The sequence below is a fragment of the Stenotrophomonas sp. 8(2023) genome, assembly GCF_030345295.1.
In the GTDB taxonomy this organism is placed as follows: Bacteria; Pseudomonadota; Gammaproteobacteria; order Xanthomonadales; family Xanthomonadaceae; genus Stenotrophomonas; species Stenotrophomonas muris.
This window is the reverse complement of the sequence record NZ_CP128404.1, coordinates 1305176-1322512: the sequence shown is the minus strand read 5'-3', so window position 1 is coordinate 1322512 and position 17337 is coordinate 1305176. Positions and strand designations below refer to the sequence as shown.

At 68.1% G+C, this 17337-nt stretch carries 19 protein-coding genes; 17 read left to right on the top strand and 2 right to left on the bottom strand.

The features are described from left to right. Positions 1-268 precede the first annotated feature (268 nt). On the top strand, positions 269-1684 hold the full coding sequence (locus tag QP609_RS06120) for a GGDEF domain-containing protein (protein WP_032958025.1): 1416 nt from the start codon (positions 269-271) through the stop codon (positions 1682-1684). A 95-nt stretch (positions 1685-1779) separates the two neighbouring features. Here the strand turns inward: QP609_RS06120 and QP609_RS06115 are convergent, their stop codons facing one another. Further along, on the bottom strand, positions 1780-3057 hold the full coding sequence (locus QP609_RS06115; protein WP_180835057.1) for an MFS transporter: 1278 nt from the start codon (positions 3055-3057) through the stop codon (positions 1780-1782). Between the two features lie 14 nt (positions 3058-3071). Between QP609_RS06115 and QP609_RS06110 the strand changes: the two genes are divergently transcribed. The 15 genes from QP609_RS06110 to map all read left to right on the top strand — a co-directional run bounded on the left by QP609_RS06110 (position 3072) and on the right by map (position 15708). After that, positions 3072-3521 carry a helix-turn-helix domain-containing protein gene (locus QP609_RS06110; RefSeq protein WP_126411857.1) on the top strand — a complete coding sequence of 150 codons (450 nt, stop codon included), beginning with the start codon at positions 3072-3074 and terminating at the stop codon, positions 3519-3521. A 73-nt stretch (positions 3522-3594) separates the two neighbouring features. Next, positions 3595-4722: a metallophosphoesterase gene (locus QP609_RS06105; RefSeq protein ID WP_111205779.1), complete on the top strand. Its 1128-nt coding sequence runs from the start codon at positions 3595-3597 to the stop codon at positions 4720-4722. Positions 4723-4855: 133 nt separating this feature from the next. Then, positions 4856-5539, top strand: coding sequence for a response regulator (locus tag QP609_RS06100; protein WP_014646433.1), 684 nt, complete (start codon positions 4856-4858; stop codon positions 5537-5539). Then, the gene (locus QP609_RS06095; protein ID WP_049419408.1) at positions 5536-6915 is read left to right on the top strand and encodes a sensor histidine kinase; all 1380 of its coding nucleotides are present in this window, start codon (positions 5536-5538) and stop codon (positions 6913-6915) included. Before QP609_RS06100 ends, QP609_RS06095 begins: the two co-directional genes overlap by 4 nt. A gap of 80 nt (positions 6916-6995) precedes the next feature. After that, a complete protein-coding gene (locus QP609_RS06090; RefSeq protein ID WP_032958029.1) occupies positions 6996-7832 on the top strand; it encodes an alpha/beta fold hydrolase in 837 nt (278 codons plus the stop codon). Position 7833: 1 nt separating this feature from the next. After that, positions 7834-8193 (top strand): EamA family transporter, encoded by a 360-nt coding sequence (locus QP609_RS06085; RefSeq protein WP_014646430.1) that lies wholly within the window; start codon positions 7834-7836, stop codon positions 8191-8193. Further along, entirely contained in the window at positions 8190-8588 is a 399-nt protein-coding gene (locus tag QP609_RS06080) for a DMT family transporter (protein ID WP_049441504.1), read from the top strand. The genes QP609_RS06085 and QP609_RS06080 overlap by 4 nt, the downstream gene beginning before the upstream one ends. A gap of 10 nt (positions 8589-8598) precedes the next feature. Further along, the gene (locus tag QP609_RS06075) at positions 8599-9807 is read left to right on the top strand and encodes a DegT/DnrJ/EryC1/StrS family aminotransferase (protein WP_014646428.1); all 1209 of its coding nucleotides are present in this window, start codon (positions 8599-8601) and stop codon (positions 9805-9807) included. 168 nt (positions 9808-9975) lie between these two features. Then, positions 9976-10692, top strand: a complete 717-nt coding sequence (locus QP609_RS06070) for an MtnX-like HAD-IB family phosphatase (RefSeq protein ID WP_014646427.1) — start codon at positions 9976-9978, stop codon at positions 10690-10692. Between the two features lie 64 nt (positions 10693-10756). Beyond that, on the top strand, positions 10757-12157 hold the full coding sequence (locus tag QP609_RS06065) for an aminotransferase class III-fold pyridoxal phosphate-dependent enzyme (RefSeq protein WP_014646426.1): 1401 nt from the start codon (positions 10757-10759) through the stop codon (positions 12155-12157). Between the two features lie 28 nt (positions 12158-12185). Next, the gene (locus tag QP609_RS06060) at positions 12186-13250 is read left to right on the top strand and encodes a GNAT family N-acetyltransferase (protein WP_197621024.1); all 1065 of its coding nucleotides are present in this window, start codon (positions 12186-12188) and stop codon (positions 13248-13250) included. 3 nt (positions 13251-13253) lie between these two features. Further along, complete coding sequence (locus QP609_RS06055) at positions 13254-14138, top strand: arginase family protein (protein ID WP_049459917.1); 885 nt, start codon at positions 13254-13256, stop codon at positions 14136-14138. Between the two features lie 139 nt (positions 14139-14277). Next, positions 14278-14637 carry a VOC family protein gene (locus QP609_RS06050; protein WP_014646423.1) on the top strand — a complete coding sequence of 120 codons (360 nt, stop codon included), beginning with the start codon at positions 14278-14280 and terminating at the stop codon, positions 14635-14637. A gap of 68 nt (positions 14638-14705) precedes the next feature. Next, positions 14706-14918, top strand: a complete 213-nt coding sequence (locus tag QP609_RS06045; RefSeq protein WP_014646422.1) for a ParD-like family protein — start codon at positions 14706-14708, stop codon at positions 14916-14918. Between the two features lie 7 nt (positions 14919-14925). Then, complete coding sequence (gene map / locus QP609_RS06040) at positions 14926-15708, top strand: type I methionyl aminopeptidase (protein WP_014646421.1); 783 nt, start codon at positions 14926-14928, stop codon at positions 15706-15708. Here map and QP609_RS06035 read toward each other — a convergent pair. Beyond that, entirely contained in the window at positions 15705-16319 is a 615-nt protein-coding gene (locus QP609_RS06035; RefSeq protein ID WP_014646420.1) for a LysE/ArgO family amino acid transporter, read from the bottom strand. The genes map and QP609_RS06035 overlap by 4 nt on opposite strands. A 106-nt stretch (positions 16320-16425) precedes the next feature. On the opposite strand from QP609_RS06035, the gene QP609_RS06030 reads away from it, so the two are divergent. Continuing rightward, positions 16426-17319, top strand: a complete 894-nt coding sequence (locus QP609_RS06030; protein WP_197621602.1) for a LysR family transcriptional regulator ArgP — start codon at positions 16426-16428, stop codon at positions 17317-17319. Positions 17320-17337: the final 18 nt, after the last annotated feature.

Below are 17337 nucleotides of genomic sequence, written 5' to 3'. Positions count from 1 at the left end.
GGCAACGGGGCCTCTGGCAAAGGGCTTGAGGCAACGACGAGGGGGAGGCGGAGCGTCGCTGCAGTCGCCTGCGGGCCGATCCGTGCGCGCATTCTCCCATCAATGCGAGTGATTCTCAAATGCGTTCACTCATTGCCGCCGCGGCGCCGACGTGCTTTGCGCGCCGTGCAACCCTGCATCGCGCATAAAACTGACCGGCCAACCCGCCATCAACCGTGCGCCACCGCGGCCGATACCCGTGGTTTGCCGTACGCAGTCAGAGATCGACGTGGAACCACCCCAACTGGACGATGCCAGCCAACCGCTGGCCGAGGCCTGGCAGCACTGCCTGCAACAGGCCGGCCCTGCCGCCACCGCGCTGCTGCACGCCGCCGCCGCCGATGCCCCGCCGGCGCTGGCCCAACGCTTCTACGAGGTACTGCTGCAGGACGGGCGTGCACGCCGCTTCCTGTCCCACGATCAGGTCAAGCAGCGCCTGCAGCCGGCCATGCAGCGCTGGCTGGTGCAGTTGCTGACCACCAATGCCGACGGTATTGCCGGCGCCGTTGCCTCGCAGCGGGTGATCGGCGATGTGCATGCCCGGGTCGGTATTCCGGTCGACCTGGTCACCCGCGGCGCGCGCGTGCTCAAGCACGAACTGTTCGTGCGCCTGCACGACGACGCGCCCGACAGTGCCACTGCGTTCGCCGCCATCGACTGCCTCAGCGCGATCATGGACATCGCCATGGAAGGCATGACCCTGGCCTATACCCATGCACGCGAGCGCTCGACCCGCGCCGATGCTGCGTACCGGCTGTTCTCGCTGGTGCAGAACGTCGGCACCGAACGCGAACGCCAGCGCGCACTGCTGCTGGACTGGGAGAACGCCCTGCTCTACGCGCTCGCTGGCCACGTACAGGCCAGCGACAGCGCCAGCCTGGCCACTTCCGAGTTCGGCCTGTGGTTCACCCACAAGGGCATCCCCAGCTTCGGCGAGAGCAGCGAGACCCGGCAGGTCGGCCAGCTGATGGCCCGCATCGACAGCAACCTGCAGCGGGCGAGCAACGATGCCCCGGCACAACGACTGGCGGTGCTGCCGGCCATCCGCGAGGACCTGGCCGCCATCCGCACCCTGATGACGCTGCTGTTCGAGCGCATCGGCGAGCTGGATGCCGGCAGCGATGCGCTGACCAACCTGCTCAACCGCCGCTTCCTGCCTACCGTGCTGCGCCGGGAGATCGAGCTGGCCACGCGCAACCGCACGCCGTTCTCGCTGCTGCTGCTCGACCTGGATCACTTCAAGGCGATCAACGACGGCCACGGCCACGACGCCGGGGACCGCGCGCTGCAGCACGTCGCCGGCCTGCTCGGCCAGCTGACCCGCGGCAGTGACTACCTGTTCCGCTATGGCGGCGAGGAGTTCGTGGTGGTGCTGGTCGCGGCCAGCGAATCACAGGCCGCGGTGATCGCCGAAAGCCTGCGGCGGCAGATCGCGCAGTCACCGGTGGCATTGGCCAACGGCCAGGTACTGGCACTGACCGCCAGCATCGGCGTAGCCGGCCATGACGGCCACCCGGACTACGAGCGGCTGATGGCACGGGCCGATGCGGCGATGTACGAGGCCAAGCGCAGCGGCCGCAACCGCGTGGTAGTGGCCAGCGCGGACCTTGAGGAAGCACCGGGACGGCGTGCACTGCAGCGATGACGACAGGACAGGTAGAGTCGACCGCTGGTCGACTATCGCACGCAGCGCGGGATTTTTCGCACGCGGGGCGAAGAGCAGTCGACTGACAGTCGACTCTACCGACAGTCGACTCTACCGGTTCGCCCGCCAGCCGATGCATTGGACGCCACCACCCGCCATGCTGCCCACCACAGCAGCGCCAGTGCCGCGATGCCTGCACCCAGCAGGCACACCGCAGGCCAGCCATGCCGGGCCTGCATCCAGGGCCCGGCAGCCGCACCGGCACCACTGCCCACTGCATAGAACAGCATGTACAACGCCACCAGGCGTCCATGCTGTTCTGCCGGTGCACGCAGCAGCAGCGCCTGGTTCGATACGTGCAGTGCCTGCCCACCGAGGTCGAGCACGATCACGCCCAGCAGCAGCAACGACAGCGACTGCGGCAGGCCCAGCAGCGGCCACCACGCGGCCAGCATCAGCAGCAACGCGCCAAGACTGACCCGACCGGCGAAACCGCGGTCCATCCAGTGCCCGACCCGCGCCGCCATCAAGGCGCCCACTACGCCGGCCAGGCCCAGTGCGCCGATGGCCGCGGTGGACCACTGCAACGGCGGCGCCGACAGCGGCAGCGGCACCGCCGCCCAGAACACGTTGAGGCCAGCAAACAGCAGCAATGCCAGCGGCCCACGCTCGCGCAGCGCGCGGTCCCGGCGCAGCATGCCCAGCATCGAACCCAGCAGTTCGCGCCAGCGCGGTGGTACCGCCGGCACCGGCACCGCCGGCAGACGCCGCCACAGCAGCACGGCCAGGGCCGCCATCAGCGCTGCCGACAGCAGATAGACCGCCCGCCAGCCGACGGTGGCCGCGACCGCGCCCGATACAACGCGCGCCAGCAACAGGCCGATGAACACGCCGCCCTGCACCACGCCCACCAGGCGCCCGCGCTGCTCGGGCGGCGCAAGCGTGGCGGTATAGGCGATCAAGCCCTGTGTCAGCGCGGTGCCCAACAGCCCGGCCAGCAGCATGCCCGACAACAGCCAACCGGCCGTGCGTGCCGCTGCCAGCCACAGCAGGGCCAGCACCAGCGCCATCAACTGCATCCGCAGCAGGCGTCGCCGGTCACCGCGATCGGCGAGCGGCAGCAGGCCCAGCAATGCCAGCACACTGCCGGCCTGGGTTGCCGCCAACACTGCGCCCGCCACGGCACGGTCCAATGCGAAGGCCTGTGCCAGCCGATCCAGCAGCGGTTGCGCGTAATAGACGTTGGCAACGCTGGCGCCGGCCGCGACCGCGAGCAGGGTCAGCAATGGGCGGGACATCGATGCGCTCATGATGTAGTTGCAATTTGAAACTTGATGCAGGCTATCGTCATTGGTTTTAAACTGCAACCACATTCGGAGGCCACAGCATGCACGCCAACAGTCCCTGCCCCGTTGCCCGCAGCGCCGACCTGCTCGGTGATCGCTGGGCACTGCTGGTGATCCGCGATGCCTTCGACGGCGTCACGCGCTTTGGCGACTTCCAGCGCAGCCTCGGCGCGGCGCGCAACATCCTCAGCGATCGCCTGCGCAGGCTGGTCGAGGCCGGCATCCTGCAACTGCAACCGGCCTCCGATGGCTCGGCCTACCAGGAATACGTGCTCACCCGCGCCGGCCAGGAACTGTTCCCGCTGCTGGTCGCGCTGCGCCAGTGGGGAGAACGCCATCGCTTCAGCGCCGGTGAAGCCCATTCGCAGTTGATCGAATCCAGCACGCGGCGACCACTGCCCTACATGCAGCCACACGGGCGCGACGGTCAGCCGCTGCAGGCCGCCGCCACCCGCGTGCGCAAGCTCAAGGACGACCGGCGCGGCGCCTGATCCGCCCATTCGCGCACACCACGATCCGGCCGCGCCGGTTAGCATCGGAGGTTTCCGCCGCCGGACGCCGCCGATGCCGCGCTATCGCCCTTTCCTGCTGACCGCCCTGCTGTTGCCGCTGCTGGCCTGCGCCACAGCAACCACGCAGGCCCGCGAGGTTGCCGCGCCCGCCGACCACGTGCAGGCCGATGGCCCCTATGTATTCCGCCAGGGCGACCAGCTGCAGGCCAAGTGGATCTGCGACGACAAGGTCGAGTCGCGCTCGCTGGCCATCAACACGACGGGCACCGATATCGCGCCGCGCTGTGGCTACGAACACACCGTGCACGTGGCCGCGCCGAATGCGGCCTCGGTCTCCGTGCTGCCGGCCGCGCCGCGCATCGTCGCGCTGTCGGACATCCATGGCCAGTACGGGCTGCTGGTGCGCCTGCTGCGCGCCCACCAGGTCATCGACGCCCAGGATCGCTGGGCCCTGGGCAAGGACACGCTGGTCATCGCTGGCGATGTATTCGACCGCGGCCCGCAGGTGACCGAGGCGTTCTGGCTGCTGTACGGCCTGCAGCAGCAGGCCGCCGCCGCCGGTGGCGCAGTGCACTTCGTGCTCGGCAACCACGAAACCATGGTGCTGTACGACGACCTGCGCTACGTCAACCCGAAGTACCTGCGCAGCGCCCAGCTGCTGGGCCGCAGCTACCCGCAACTGTATGGCGCCGACTCGGTGATCGGGCAGTGGCTGCGCACCCGCCCGGTGCTGCTGAAGATCGGCGATACCCTGTTCCTGCATGGCGGCATCTCGCCCGAGGCGTTGCAGCTGGCGCTGGACCCGGTACGCACCAATGCGGCCTACCAGGCCTCTCTGGGCCTGCCCAAGGCCGAAGTGAAGGCCGACCCGGCCACCGCACCGCTGTATGACGGCAAGACCAGCCCGATCTGGTACCGCGGCTATTTCGATGGCCGCCTCGACACCGCGGCGGTACAGGCCGTGCTCGACCGCCTGCAGCTCACGCGCATCGTGGTTGGCCACACCTCGATGCCGCACGTCAGCAGCTTCCATGGCGACCGCGTGATCGCCATCGACAGCAGCATCAAGAACGGCGAGAACGGCGAACTGCTGTTCATCGAGGATGGCAGGCTCAGCCGCGGCCTGCTGGACGGCTCACGGGTGCCGCTGGTACTGGGTGAGCCGGGCCTGCAGGACTGAATGGCGGGACAGCGCGACGGCGCCGGGAGGTGCCGGCGCGCTCCACCTTCACCCCGTTTGCGGCTACCCTCGGCAGCCGAGAGGCCCACCCTGTCCATCCGCTGGGCCCGACCGTTACAGGAGCCTCCCGCGCATGCGCGTTCTGATTGCTGAAGACGACCCGGACATCGCCTCCGGCCTGTGCGCCTCGCTGCGCCGGCAGGGGCATGTGGTCGACCACGTCGACAACGGCGCGCACGCCGACGCCGCGCTGGGTTCGACCCAATACGCGCTGCTGGTGCTCGACCTGGGCCTGCCGCAGCTGGATGGCCGCGACGTGCTGCAGCGCCTGCGCCAGCGCGGCGATGGCCTGGCGGTACTGGTGGTGACCGCCCGCGACGGCCTGGCCGAACGCGTGCGCGTGCTCGACCTCGGTGCCGACGACTACCTGGTCAAGCCATTCGCACTGGACGAATTCGAAGCCCGCGTGCGCGCACAGCTGCGCCGCGTGACCAGCAATGGCAACCCGGACCTGCGCATCGGCCGCCTGCGCATCGATCTGGCCGGGCATCGGGTGTGGATCGACGACCAGTCGCTGGAACTGACCGCACGCGAGTTCGGCCTGCTGTCGGCACTGGCGGTACGCGCCGAGCGCATCGTCTCGCGCGCACAGCTGGTGGAGGCGCTGTGCGACTGGGGCCAGGACCTGACCGACAACGGCCTGGACATCGCCCTGCACCGCCTGCGCCGCAAGCTGCAGCCCGGCGGCATGGGCATCCGCACCGTGCGCGGACTGGGCTACATGCTGGAAGACGCGCAGGACGACAGCGCCCCGTGATCAGTGGCCCCCCCAGCCTGCGCCGGCGCCTGCTCGCCTTCCTGGCGTTGCCGATGCTGGGCCTGCTTACCTTCAATACGATCCTGGCCTATTACGTTGCGTTGGATTATTCCAACCGCATCCACGACCGTAACCTGATCGACGACACGCACTCGTTCGCGCAGATGCTGAGCACCATGCCGGTGACCAGCGACCTGTCTCCGCAGGCGCGCTTCCTGATCGAGTACGACCCCGACGGCCATCGCTATTTCAACGTCGACAGCAGCCGCAAGGGCACCCTCAGCGGCAATGCGGATTTCAGCCCGTATGCCCCTTCTCAGGACTGCACCGGCGTGCATCCGGCCCTGTACGACGGCAACCTCAATGGCCAGCAGGTGCGCATGGCCACCGTCTGCACGCAGGCGATGAACGATCCGCAGGACGAGCTGGCAGTGACCGTGGCCGAAAGCATGGCCGACCGCCGCCAGCGTGCGCGCGAGATCCTGATGATCATCATCCCGCTGATGACCATGCTGGCGCTGGGCACCGCAGCGCTGGTCTGGTTCGGCGTGACCTACGGCCTGCGCATCCTCACGCCGCTGAGGACCCGCCTGGCGCAGCGCCGTGGCGAACTGGCACCGATCTCCGACGCCGACGTGCCGGAGGAGATCCAGCCACTGATCAGCACCATCGACGATCTGTTCGCGCGCCAGGCGGAAATGATCACGCTGCAGAACCGCTTCATCGCCGATGCCGCGCACCAGCTGCGTTCGCCGCTGGCCGGCATGGCCCTGCATGTGGACCAGGCGCTGGCCCATGGTGACCCGGACACGGTGCGCGAGGCATTGCAGCACATCCGCCGGCTCAACCAGCGCACCGCCCGGGTCAGCACCCAGCTGCTCGCACTGAGCCGGGCGCAGACCGTGCCCGATACCGTGGAGGCACTGGACCTGTGCGAGCTGGTGCCGCAGTGGGTCGGCATGCGCGTGCCCGAAGCGATCCGCGATGGCATCGATCTGGGCTACCGCGGCAGCCCCCACCCGCTGCGCGTGCTCGGCAACGGTGCCCAGCTGCAGGAAGCACTGGACAACCTGATCGACAACGCGCTGCGCTATGCCGGCCGCGATGCGACCGTCACGGTCGGTGTGCATGCGCTGGATGACAATGACGTCGAACTGTACGTGGAGGACAACGGCCCCGGCGTGCCCGAGGACGTGATGCCACGGCTGGGCGAGCGCTTCTTCCGTGCGCCTGGCACCGCAGCCAGCGGCACCGGCCTGGGCCTGGCCATCGCGCACGAAGCGGTGGAGCATTCCGGCGGCCGCCTGACCTTCCTCAACCGCGCCGGGGGGGGCCTGAAGGTCGCCATCACACTGCCGCTGCTGAAGGCCCCCTGACCCGTACCGGGGCGCTGAAAGGCTGGCGAAAATCGCGCTTGCGATCCTGACCATCCCCACTGCCGTCCCGGAGCCGCCAGGTGACCGAATCGCACGACTTCTTCCTCCCCGGTGGCCCGCAGGGCGTGCTGCTGGTCCACGGCCTGACCGGCACCCCGGCGGAAATGCGCATGCTGGGCAAGGGCCTGAACAACGCCGGCTTCACCGTACACGGCGTGCAGTTGCCCGGCCATTGCGGCACCGTGGATGACCTGCTGGCGACCACCTGGGAACAGTGGTACCAGGGCGTGGAAGATGCAGCGGCGAGCCTGCGTGGCAAGGTCGACCAGTTGTTCGTCGGCGGCCTGTCGATGGGCGCGGTACTGGCGCTGGCGCTGGCTGCACGCCGCCCCGAATGGGTGTCCGGCGTCGGCGTGTATGGCGCCACCTTCCGCTACGACGGCTGGAACATTCCCGCCGTGGCCCGCCTGTCGTTCCTGCTGCCGTGGTTCAAGCGCTTCAACATCGGCCGCGACCGCATGTTCATGGAAGAACCGCCCTATGGCCTGCGTGACGAGCGCCTGCGTGCGCAGGTCAGTGCCGCCATGCTGTCCGGCGACAGCGCCGCGGCCGGCCTGCCGGGCAACCCCTGGCACGCGCTGGCCGAGATGCGCGCCCTGAGCAACTGGACCCGCCGCCACCTGCACCAGGTCACCGCACCGTGCCTGGTGATGCACGCCCGCGAAGACGACGTGGCCAGCATGGGCAACGCCGAACTGGTGATATCGAGGGTCAGCGGCCCGAAGGAACTGGTGGTGCTGGAAGACAGCTACCACATGATCACGATCGACCGCGAACGCCGCGAGGTGATCCGCCGCAGCGCGCGTTTCTTCACCGAAATCGGTGAACGCAGCGGCGTGCTCAAGGCGGTGGCCTGAGATGGGGGCACTCGCCACGCTGCTGTGGCTGGCCAATGTGGTGCTCGATACCGGTGGCCAGCTCGCCTTCAAGGCCGCCGCCAGCGACCCGCAGGATGGCGAAGGACTGCAACGCTGGAAACACATGCTCAGCCGCCCCTGGCTGTGGATCGGCATCGCCTGCTACGTGCTTGAGTTCGTTGCCTGGATCGCGTTCCTGTCGCTGGTGCCGTTGTCCAAGGGCGTGCTGCTGGGCTCGATCAACATCGTCGCGCTGATGATCGCCGGCCGCATCCTGTTCCGCGAAAAGCTCACGCCATTGCGGGTGACCGGCATGCTGCTGGTCACGGCGGGCGTGGCGGTGGTGGGGGCCGGCTCGTGAGGCGCCTGTATGTGATCGGCTTTCCCCTGCTGATGGCCTTCGACACGCTGGCCCAGCTGTGCTTCAAGTACGCCGGTGACGCCGCGCTGCCGGTCGAGGCCAACACCGCGTGGCTGCTGCGCGTGCTGTCGCAGCCGTGGGTATACGGCGCGGTCCTCGGCTACGTCGGCGCGTTCTTCACCTGGATGAGCCTGCTGCGCCATGCGCCGATCGGCCCGGCGTTCGCGGCCTCGCACCTGGAGGTGATCAGTGTGCTGCTGCTGTCGGCCTGGCTGCTGAAAGAGCCGCTGACCCTGCATCACCTTGTCGGTGCGGTACTGATCGTGGCTGGCATCGTCTGCCTCGGCCGCGCCGAAGCGGATGATCCGCACAGCCCCGCCGACAGCACTTCGTGAGCGGGCTGCGATGAGCCTGTTCGCGCGCGAACTGCCGCCGACCGCTGGCCTGCCGATGCAGGCCAGCGACTTCCTTCCCGGCGGCGGCGACCTGCGCGACATCCTGGCCACCCAGCTCGGCACACCGCCGCTGCAGCTGACCTGTTCCGGCACCCACGCGCTGCTGATCGCACTGCGCACCCTGCGCAAGCGCGCGCCCAAGCGCGATACCGTGATCCTGCCGGCCTATACCTGTCCGCTGGTGCCGATCGCGGTACACAGCCTCGGCCTGCGCGTGCAGCTGTGCGATACCCGGCGTGGCCATTTCGACTTTGATCCGGCACAGCTCTCGCGCCTGGCCGACGCGCGGACGCTGGCGATCCTGCCCACCCACCTCGGCGGGCGCATCGCCGATGTCGAACGGGCCTGCGAGGTCGCACGCGGCGCCGGCGCCTGGGTGATCGAAGATGCCGCACAGGCGCTGGGTGCACGGGTCGGCAACAGCAGCGTGGGCCTGCGTGGCGACATCGGATTCTTCAGCCTGGCCGCCGGCAAGGGGCTGAGCCTGCATGAAGGCGGCCTGCTGGTCAGCCGCGATGACGAGCTGCGCGCCGCGCTGGCCGAACATGCCGCCGAACAGGTACGTTTCAGCCTGCGCTGGGAGCTGCTTCGCAGCGTGCAGCTGCTGGGTCTTGCCGCCTGTTACCGCCCCTCGCTGCTGTCGCTGGTGTACGGCAATCCGCTGCGCAGCGCCCTGCAACGCGGCGATCTGGAAGACGCGGTCGGAGACATTTTCCCGCTGGACATCCCGCAGCACCGGGTCAGCCAGTGGCGGCAGAACGTGGGCGCCCACGCTGCACGGCGGCTGCCTGCGTTCCTGCAGGCCGGGCGCCTGCGCGCACTGCAGCTGCGTGTGCAGCTGGCACAGCTGCCGGCGGTGGAGGTGGTCGATGGCCTGGCCGGCACCGGCGGCACCTGGCCGATGCTGATGCTGCTGCTGCCCAGCCAGCGCGCGCGCGATGCCGCACTGGACGAACTGTGGCCGCGCGGCCTCGGTGCCAGCCGCATGTTCATCCATGCCCTACCCGACTACGCCTACCTGCGTGGCATCGTGCCGCAGGACGACATGCCGAACGCGCGCGACTTCGCCGCACGCATGCTGACCCTCGGCAACAGCGCCTGGCAGACCCGGGAAGAGACCGCGCAGATCCTGCGGGCGCTGGCCGCTGCGCAGCCCTGAAAGCGCGGTTTTCACGGCATCACGCCCATTCAGCACGCTCGATTCCTGAACACTTTCCCCACCCGGCGGTGCAGGCTTTCAACAGGAAAGGAACGAGAAAGGCTGCCTGCCTACATTGAGCCTGCCCCGGCATCGTGCCGGACGTTTCTTTCATCGACGGACCTGCCCATGCACTGGAGCATCCTGTGTGACTTCGATGGCACCATCAGCCTCGAAGATGTCATCGACTCGCTGCTGGAGAAGTACGGCCAGCCGGGCTGGCAGCAACTGGAAGACCAGTGGAAGGCGGGAAAGATCGGCTCGCGTGAATGCATGCAGGGCCAGGTGCGGCTGTTGAAGCTGGACCCGGCCACGCTCGACGCGCACCTGGACCAGGTGCAGATCGATCCGGGCTTCGCCGCCTTTGTCAGCCGCGCCGAACAGCTGGGCGTGCCGCTGCGCATCGTCAGCGACGGGCTGGACTATGCGATCCACCGCATCCTCGCCAACCACGGCCTGTCGCGACTGCCGGTGGTGGCCAACCACCTGCGCTGGTGCGAAGACCATTGGGAACTGGAGTCGCCCTACCAGGCCGAAGGATGCCGCAGTGGTACCTGCAAGTGCACCTGCGCCGCGCAGGCGCGTGCCGACGAAGCACCACGCGTGCTGATGATCGGCGATGGCAGCTCGGATTTCTGCGTCTCCGAAGATGCCGACTTCGTGTTCGCCAAGCGCCGCCTGATCACCCATTGCACGAAGGCCGGCATCGAGCATGCCGCCATCGATACCTTCCACGATGCAATCGCACTGTTGCCGCGCTTGCTCGATGGCAGCCTGCTGCAGCCACGTCGCCTCGACGCCAGCCCGCAGCCCGCCGCACTGCCCCTGCTGCTGGCCACCGCCTGAGCACTCCCTTCCAGGCGCGCTCCCCCGTCACCTCTTTCGAACGTCCTTCACGGAACCGAACTGCATGAACATTTTTGACAAGAACGCCGACGCGGCTGCCTCCGACGCGCAGCTGCTGGCCGACGAAGCCCGCTACAGCTCCTTCGGCGACACCGTCCACTACGTCGACCCGCCGAAGATCTTCCAGCGCGGCGAAGGAAGCTACATGTTCGATGGTGCGGGCGTGCCCTACCTCGACCTGCAGATGTGGTACTCGGCCTGCAACTTCGGCTACAGCAACAAGCGCCTGAACGACGCGCTGAAGGACCAGATCGACACCCTGCCGCAGGTCGCCAGCCAGTACCTGCACCCGACCCGCGTGCAGCTGGCCAAGACCATTGCCGTGGACATGCACCAGAAGTTCGGCCTGGACGGCCGCGTGCACTTCAACGTCGGCGGCGCGCAGGCCATTGAAGATTCGCTGAAGATCGTACGCAACGCGCGCGGCGGCAAGAGCCTGATGTTCGCCTTCGAAGGCGGCTACCACGGCCGCACCCTGGGTGCCTCGTCGATCACCTCCAGCTACCGCTACCGCCGCCGCTACGGCCACTTCGGCGAGCGCGCGATGTTCATCCCGTTCCCGTACCCGTTCCGTCGCCCGAAGGGCATGACCCCGGACGAGTATTCCGACCACTGCGTTTGGCAGTTCGAGCGCCTGTTCGAAAGCGAGTACAACGGCGTGTGGGATCCCAAGGTCGGCCAGGCCGAGTACGCCGCGTTCTACGTCGAGCCGATCCAGGGCACCGGCGGCTACGTCATCCCGCCGCGCAACTTCTTCACTGGCCTCAAGCGCGTGCTGGACAAGTACGGCATCCTGATGGTCGTCGATGAAATCCAGATGGGTTTCTGGCGCACCGGCAAGCTGTGGTCGATCGAGCACTTCGGCGTTACCCCGGACGTGCTGGTGTTCGGCAAGGCGCTGACCAACGGCCTGAACCCGCTGTCGGGCCTGTGGGCGCGCGAAGAACTGATCAACCCGACCGTGTTCCCGCCGGGCTCCACCCACTCCACCTTCAACTCCAATCCGCTGGGCACCCGCCTCGGCCTGGAAGTGCTGAAGCTGGGCAAGGAAATGGATTACGAGCGCACCGTGCCGGAGAAGGGCGCGTACTTCCTGGACGGCCTGCGTGGCCTGCAGAAGCGTCACCCGGAGATCGGCGACGTCGACGGCCTGGGCCTGGCCCTGCGCGCCGAGATCTGCCAGACCGACGGCTACACCCCCAACAAGGAACTGCTGGACCGCATGGTCGACATCGGCCTGGCCGGTGACCTCCTGCACGACGGCAAGCGCATGGGCCTCGTGCTCGACGTGGGTGGCTGGTACAAGAACGTGATCACCTTCGCGCCGTCGCTGGACATCAGCTACGAAGAGATCGACCTGGCGATCACCCTGCTCGACCAGGCGCTGACCAAGGCCAAGGGCTGAGGTCGATGCGCTGCCGGTTCCCGTGCCGATGGAGATGACGTCACGCGCATCCAGCACCGCGCTGGAACCGGCCGCGCTGCTGGAGGGCTTCCTGGCCCACCCGCCGCTTGGATTCGAGGCAGGCCTGCTTCCCAGCGGCCTGCCGACCTTCCGTGCGCCGCTCGACCTGACCACCACGATGGACGACGACCTGCGCGGCAAGCTGCTTGGCTTGCCGCTGTCGCGCCTGTGGCGGCCCTGGATCACCTGGAAGACCCGCTTCGTCGGTGCCACCAGCACCGAGTACACCCCGTTGCCCGCGCACGTCGCACCAGAGGCATTGGCCGAGGACGTGACGCGTCACGCGATCGGCGATTCCCGGCTGCTGGTGGTCAAGGACCTGGCAATCGATTCGCCGCTGCTGGACGACGCGGCCAATGCACACAGCAGCGCCTTCCTGCAGGCGCTGCTGGCACGCGGCTTCGTCGAACTGGAAGGCATGCCGCTGGCCTGGGTGGCGATCGATTTCGATTCGATCAATGGCTATCTCGGACGCCTGTCGTCCTCGCGCCGCAAGAACATCCGGCGCAAGCTGCGCTCGCGCGATGGCCTGCAGATCGACTGCATCGCCACCGGCGATCCGGCCCTCGCCGACCCGCGACTGCAGGCCGAACTGTACGCGCTGTACCTGGGCGTGTTCGCGCAGAGCGCGGTGCATTTCGACCAGCTCGACCTGCCCTACTTCCAACACCTGCTGGCCGACAGCCAGGGCCAGGGACGGATGTTCCTGTACCGCCACCAGGGCCAGTTGATCGGCTGGAACCTGTGCTACATCCACGCCGGAAAGCTGGTGGACAAGTACATCGGCCTGGCCTACCCGCAATCACGCGAGCACAACCTGTACGCGGTCAGCTGGATGCACAACCTCGAGTACGCGCTGCAGCACGGCCTGAGCCACTACGTGGCCGGCTGGACCGACTCGCGGATCAAGGCCGAGCTGGGCGCCCGCTTCACCTCCACCCGGCACGCGATCCACGCCCGCTCCCCGCTGCTGCGCGCTGCCCTGCGCAAGCTGGCACCGTACCTGCAGGGCGAACCTGATGGAGGCGGTTGAACGATGTCGTCACGTTTTCCGCTGATCCTGGACCTGGACGGTGGCGTACTGCCGCTGCCACAGGCGCAGACCCTGGCGCTGCCGCAATGGCACGATCCGCTGCGCTTCGCCTGCAGCACTTCAACCCTGGACCGTTTCGCCGCTGAAGTGCTGGCACCGCTGCCGGCCCAGCTCGGCACGGTGATGCTCGGCAGTGGCGACTTCCACCACCTCAGCCTGCCGCTGCTGCGTCGCATGCGCGCGCACCAGCCGTTCCAGCTGGTGGTGCTGGACAACCATCCGGACAACATGCGTTTCCCGTTCGGCATGCACTGCGGGTCGTGGGTGAACGCGGCCAGCAAGCTGCCGCAGATCTCGCACATCCATGTGCTCGGCATCACCTCCAGTGACATCGGCCTGGGCCACGCCTGGGAGAACCATTGGCGCCCGCTGATGGGCGGGCGCCTGACTTACTGGTGCATGGATGTGGACGTGGGCTGGGGCCACCGCCTCGGCAGCGGCCGTGCATTCCGACGGTTCGAGCACCCGGAGGCACTGGTTGCCGCGTTCGCCGCCGAGCAGGCCAAGTCGCCGCAACCGACCTACCTGTCGATCGACAAGGATGTGTTCGCCGAGGACGTCGCCCGCAGCAACTGGGACCAGGGCCGCTTCCAGCTGGAACACGCACTGGTGGTGATCGAAGCGCTGCGCGCCGGCGGCCTGGTCGGCAGCGACATCACCGGCGAAGTATCGCTGGCCAACTACAAGAGCCGCTTCAAGCGCTGGCTGTCGTCGCTGGACGGCCAACCTGACGTCAGCGCCGAGGATCTGCCGGTGTGGCAGGCACGGCACCAGCAGGTGAATCGCGAACTGCTGGCGGCGATGGCCGCCGTGCCGACCGCCTGCTGACCGCGCCGGTCGTGCCGGCCGCTGGCCGACGTGGCTTCGGTAGTGCCGGCCGCTGGCCGGCAACCTCATCGTTCCCAGGCTCGCCGGGATGCCGGCCAGCGGCCGGCACTACACTGGACTCCCGCCCCGGAGCCTCGCGATGCCCCAGACCGTCATCCCGCAACTGCGCATGCGCCATGCCGACACCACCCTGCCGTTCTACGTGCAGGGGCTGGGTTTCGTGGTCGACTGGGAACACCGCTTCGAACCCGGCTTCCCGCTGTTCGCCCAGCTCACCCGCGACGGCCAGACGATCTTCCTCACCGAACACAGCGGCGACTGCGAGGTCGGCGGCGCGGTGTACTTCATCGTTGAAGACGTCGACGCCCTGCACCGCGCCTTCAGTGCCGCCAACGTACCGATCGAGCAGCCACCGCACGACACCGGATGGGGCAGCCGCGAGATGCTCCTGCGTGACCCGGACGGCAACCGACTGCGCTTTGCCACCCACGTGGACTGAACGATGCGGGCTTGAGGCGGATATACGGAACATATATGCTTCGTATATCCATTCCGCCAGGACCGCCCATGGGCATCGTCAACATCGATGACACCCTGCACGACCAGCTGCGCCGTGCCTGCACCGTCTCCAGCCGTTCGATCAACGCCCAGGCCACCTTCTGGATCCGGGTCGGCATGCTGTGCGAGATGAACCCCACGCTGAGCTTCCAGGACATCGTCGCCAGCGAACTGCGGGCAGCCGGGGTGCAGCCGCAGGCGCTGGCGCCCGGGCGGGCCTGACATGACGATGATCAAGCAGCCGCACGAAATCGCGTTGCTGGCCGAATCCGGGCGCCTGCTGGCGCAGGTATTCGCCGCGCTCGACCAGCTGCCGCTGCAGGGACGCAGCACGATGGAGATCAACGACTTCGTCGAGCGCATGATCGTCGATGAGCTGCAGGCGCGGCCGGCCAGCAAGGGCCAGTACGGCTTCCCGTATGTGCTCAACACCTCGATCGACAACGTGGTCTGCCACGGCGTTCCCAGCACCACCGACGTGCTGCGCAACGGCCAGATCGTCAACCTCGACATCACCCTGGAGAAGAACGGCTACATCGCCGACTCCAGCACCACCTACCTGGTCGGTGAGGTCGACTACGCCGCGCGCAGGCTGGTGCAGGCCACCTACCAGGCGATGTGGAAAGGCATCGCTGCGGTGCGCCCGGGAGCGCGCCTGGGCGATATCGGCCACGCCATCGCCCGCCACGCGCGCAGCCACGGCTACAGCGTGGTGAAGGAATACTGCGGCCATGGCATCGGCCAGCAGATGCACGAGGAACCGCAGATCCTGCATTACGGCCATCCCAACACCGGCATGGTGCTGGAAGAAGGCATGGTGTTCACCATCGAGCCGATGCTCAACCAGGGCAAGCCGGCCATCCGTCAGCAGCCGGACCAATGGCCGGTCTACACCCGCGACGGCAAGCTGTCGGCGCAGTTCGAGCACACCGTGGCGGTCACCCGCAGCGGCGTGCGCGTGCTGACCCTGCGCCCCGGCGAAACCCCGCAGTGCGCGGTGGACGCGGCCTAGAGCGGGCGCAACAGCAGCAGCGTGGCGAGGCAGGACATGAAGACCGCCACGGCGGCATCCAGCACCCGCCAGGCGCCCGGCCTGCGGAACACCGGCTGCAACAGGCGCGCGCCATAGCCCAGCGTGCAGAACCAGGCCACGCTGGCGGCGCAGGCACCGGCGGCGAACGCCCAGCGCAGGTCACCGGGGTAGCGCGTGGACAGACTGCCCAGCAGCACCACCGTATCCAGATAGACGTGCGGGTTGAGCAGCGTGAACGCCAGGCAGGTCAGCAGTACCTGCCGTCCGCTGCCGCCCTGCGCCTCGGCGGCGGCCAGGGCACTGCCACCGCGCCACGCGCGCAGCCCCGCCCGCAGGCCATACCAGAACAGGAAGGCCGCACCACCGAAGCGCAGCACCTGCAGCAGCAGCGGCCACTGCAGCACCAGCGCGCCCATGCCGCCAACGCCAGCAAGGATCAGCGCGATATCCGCGCCGGCGCAGGCCAGCACTACCGTCCCCACATTGCGCTGCTGCAGGCCCTGGCGCAGCACGAAGGCATTCTGCGCGCCGATGGCGATGATCAGGCCGGCACCTGCGAACAGGCCGGCGGCGGTAGCGGCAATCCACATCGGGACAGGCCAGGCAGCGAGGGGACGCGCAGGGTGCCGCCAACCGCCTTGATTAGACAAACTGATTTTTCTTTATCCTGTGCAGGAAAACTGAAGAGGCACCGGCATGGACCTGGTACACCCGCAACTGGCCGCGTTTGCCGCGGTGCTGGAGGAAGGCAGCTTCGAGGCTGCGGCACGCCGCCTGTCGATCAGCCCGTCAGCACTGTCGCAGCGGATCAAGGCCCTGGAGGACAGGCTCGGGCAGGTACTGGTGGTGCGCCAGGCACCCTGCCGGCCGACTGCCGCGGGTGAAGCGCTGCTGCGCCGGGTGCGACCGATGCAGGCGCTGGAGGCCGAGGCATTGGCCGAGCTGCTACCCGAGCGTGGCAGCGACGCTGCGCACACGCCGATCCCCCTGGCGGTCAACGATGACTCGCTTGATACCTGGTTCGTGCCGGCCATCGCCGACCTGCACCAGCGCTACGGCTATCTGTTCGACCTGCGCATGGACGACCAGGACCACACCCTGCAGCTGCTGCGCGATGGCAGCGTGCTCGGCGCGGTCACCGCCGAAAGCCAACCGGTGAAGGGATGCAACGTGCACCCGCTCGGCGCGATGCGCTACCACGCCATCGCCTCGCCCGGCTTCGCCCGCCAGTACTTCCGCGATGGCATGCAGGCCGCAACCCTGGCGCACGCACCGATGCTGGTGTTCAACCGCAAAGATGAACTGCAGTGGCGCTTCGTGCGGCGCCTGACCCGCGCGCGGCTGCAGCCGCCGCTACACTACCTGCCCTCCTCCACCGGTTTCGTCGAAGCCGCCGCGTGCGGACTCGGCTGGGGCATGGCTCCGGAAACCCTGGTCGCGCCCGCCGTGCGCGCCGGCCGCGTGGTGGTACTGGAACCCCGCCGCTGGCTCGATGTGCCGCTGTACTGGCAGCATGCCGCCGTGCGCTCAAGCACGCTGCAGCACATCACCCAGGCGCTGCGCACTGCGGCCAGAGGCACCCTTCGTTGAGGACAAACCGATGATCGC

Coding starts and splice junctions, on each gene's coding strand:
- QP609_RS06050 (WP_014646423.1), top strand. CDS start 14,278: ATGCCCCAGACCGTCATCCCGCAACTGCGCATGCGCCATGCCGACACC.
- QP609_RS06100 (WP_014646433.1), top strand. CDS start 4,856: ATGCGCGTTCTGATTGCTGAAGACGACCCGGACATCGCCTCCGGCCTG.
- QP609_RS06065 (WP_014646426.1), top strand. CDS start 10,757: ATGAACATTTTTGACAAGAACGCCGACGCGGCTGCCTCCGACGCGCAG.
- QP609_RS06030 (WP_197621602.1), top strand. CDS start 16,426: ATGGACCTGGTACACCCGCAACTGGCCGCGTTTGCCGCGGTGCTGGAG.
- QP609_RS06070 (WP_014646427.1), top strand. CDS start 9,976: ATGCACTGGAGCATCCTGTGTGACTTCGATGGCACCATCAGCCTCGAA.
- QP609_RS06085 (WP_014646430.1), top strand. CDS start 7,834: ATGGGGGCACTCGCCACGCTGCTGTGGCTGGCCAATGTGGTGCTCGAT.
- map (WP_014646421.1), top strand. CDS start 14,926: ATGATCAAGCAGCCGCACGAAATCGCGTTGCTGGCCGAATCCGGGCGC.
- QP609_RS06035 (WP_014646420.1), bottom strand. CDS start 16,319: ATGTGGATTGCCGCTACCGCCGCCGGCCTGTTCGCAGGTGCCGGCCTG.
- QP609_RS06045 (WP_014646422.1), top strand. CDS start 14,706: ATGGGCATCGTCAACATCGATGACACCCTGCACGACCAGCTGCGCCGT.
- QP609_RS06110 (WP_126411857.1), top strand. CDS start 3,072: ATGCACGCCAACAGTCCCTGCCCCGTTGCCCGCAGCGCCGACCTGCTC.
- QP609_RS06055 (WP_049459917.1), top strand. CDS start 13,254: ATGTCGTCACGTTTTCCGCTGATCCTGGACCTGGACGGTGGCGTACTG.
- QP609_RS06105 (WP_111205779.1), top strand. CDS start 3,595: ATGCCGCGCTATCGCCCTTTCCTGCTGACCGCCCTGCTGTTGCCGCTG.
- QP609_RS06075 (WP_014646428.1), top strand. CDS start 8,599: ATGAGCCTGTTCGCGCGCGAACTGCCGCCGACCGCTGGCCTGCCGATG.
- QP609_RS06060 (WP_197621024.1), top strand. CDS start 12,186: ATGGAGATGACGTCACGCGCATCCAGCACCGCGCTGGAACCGGCCGCG.
- QP609_RS06115 (WP_180835057.1), bottom strand. CDS start 3,057: ATGTGGTTGCAGTTTAAAACCAATGACGATAGCCTGCATCAAGTTTCA.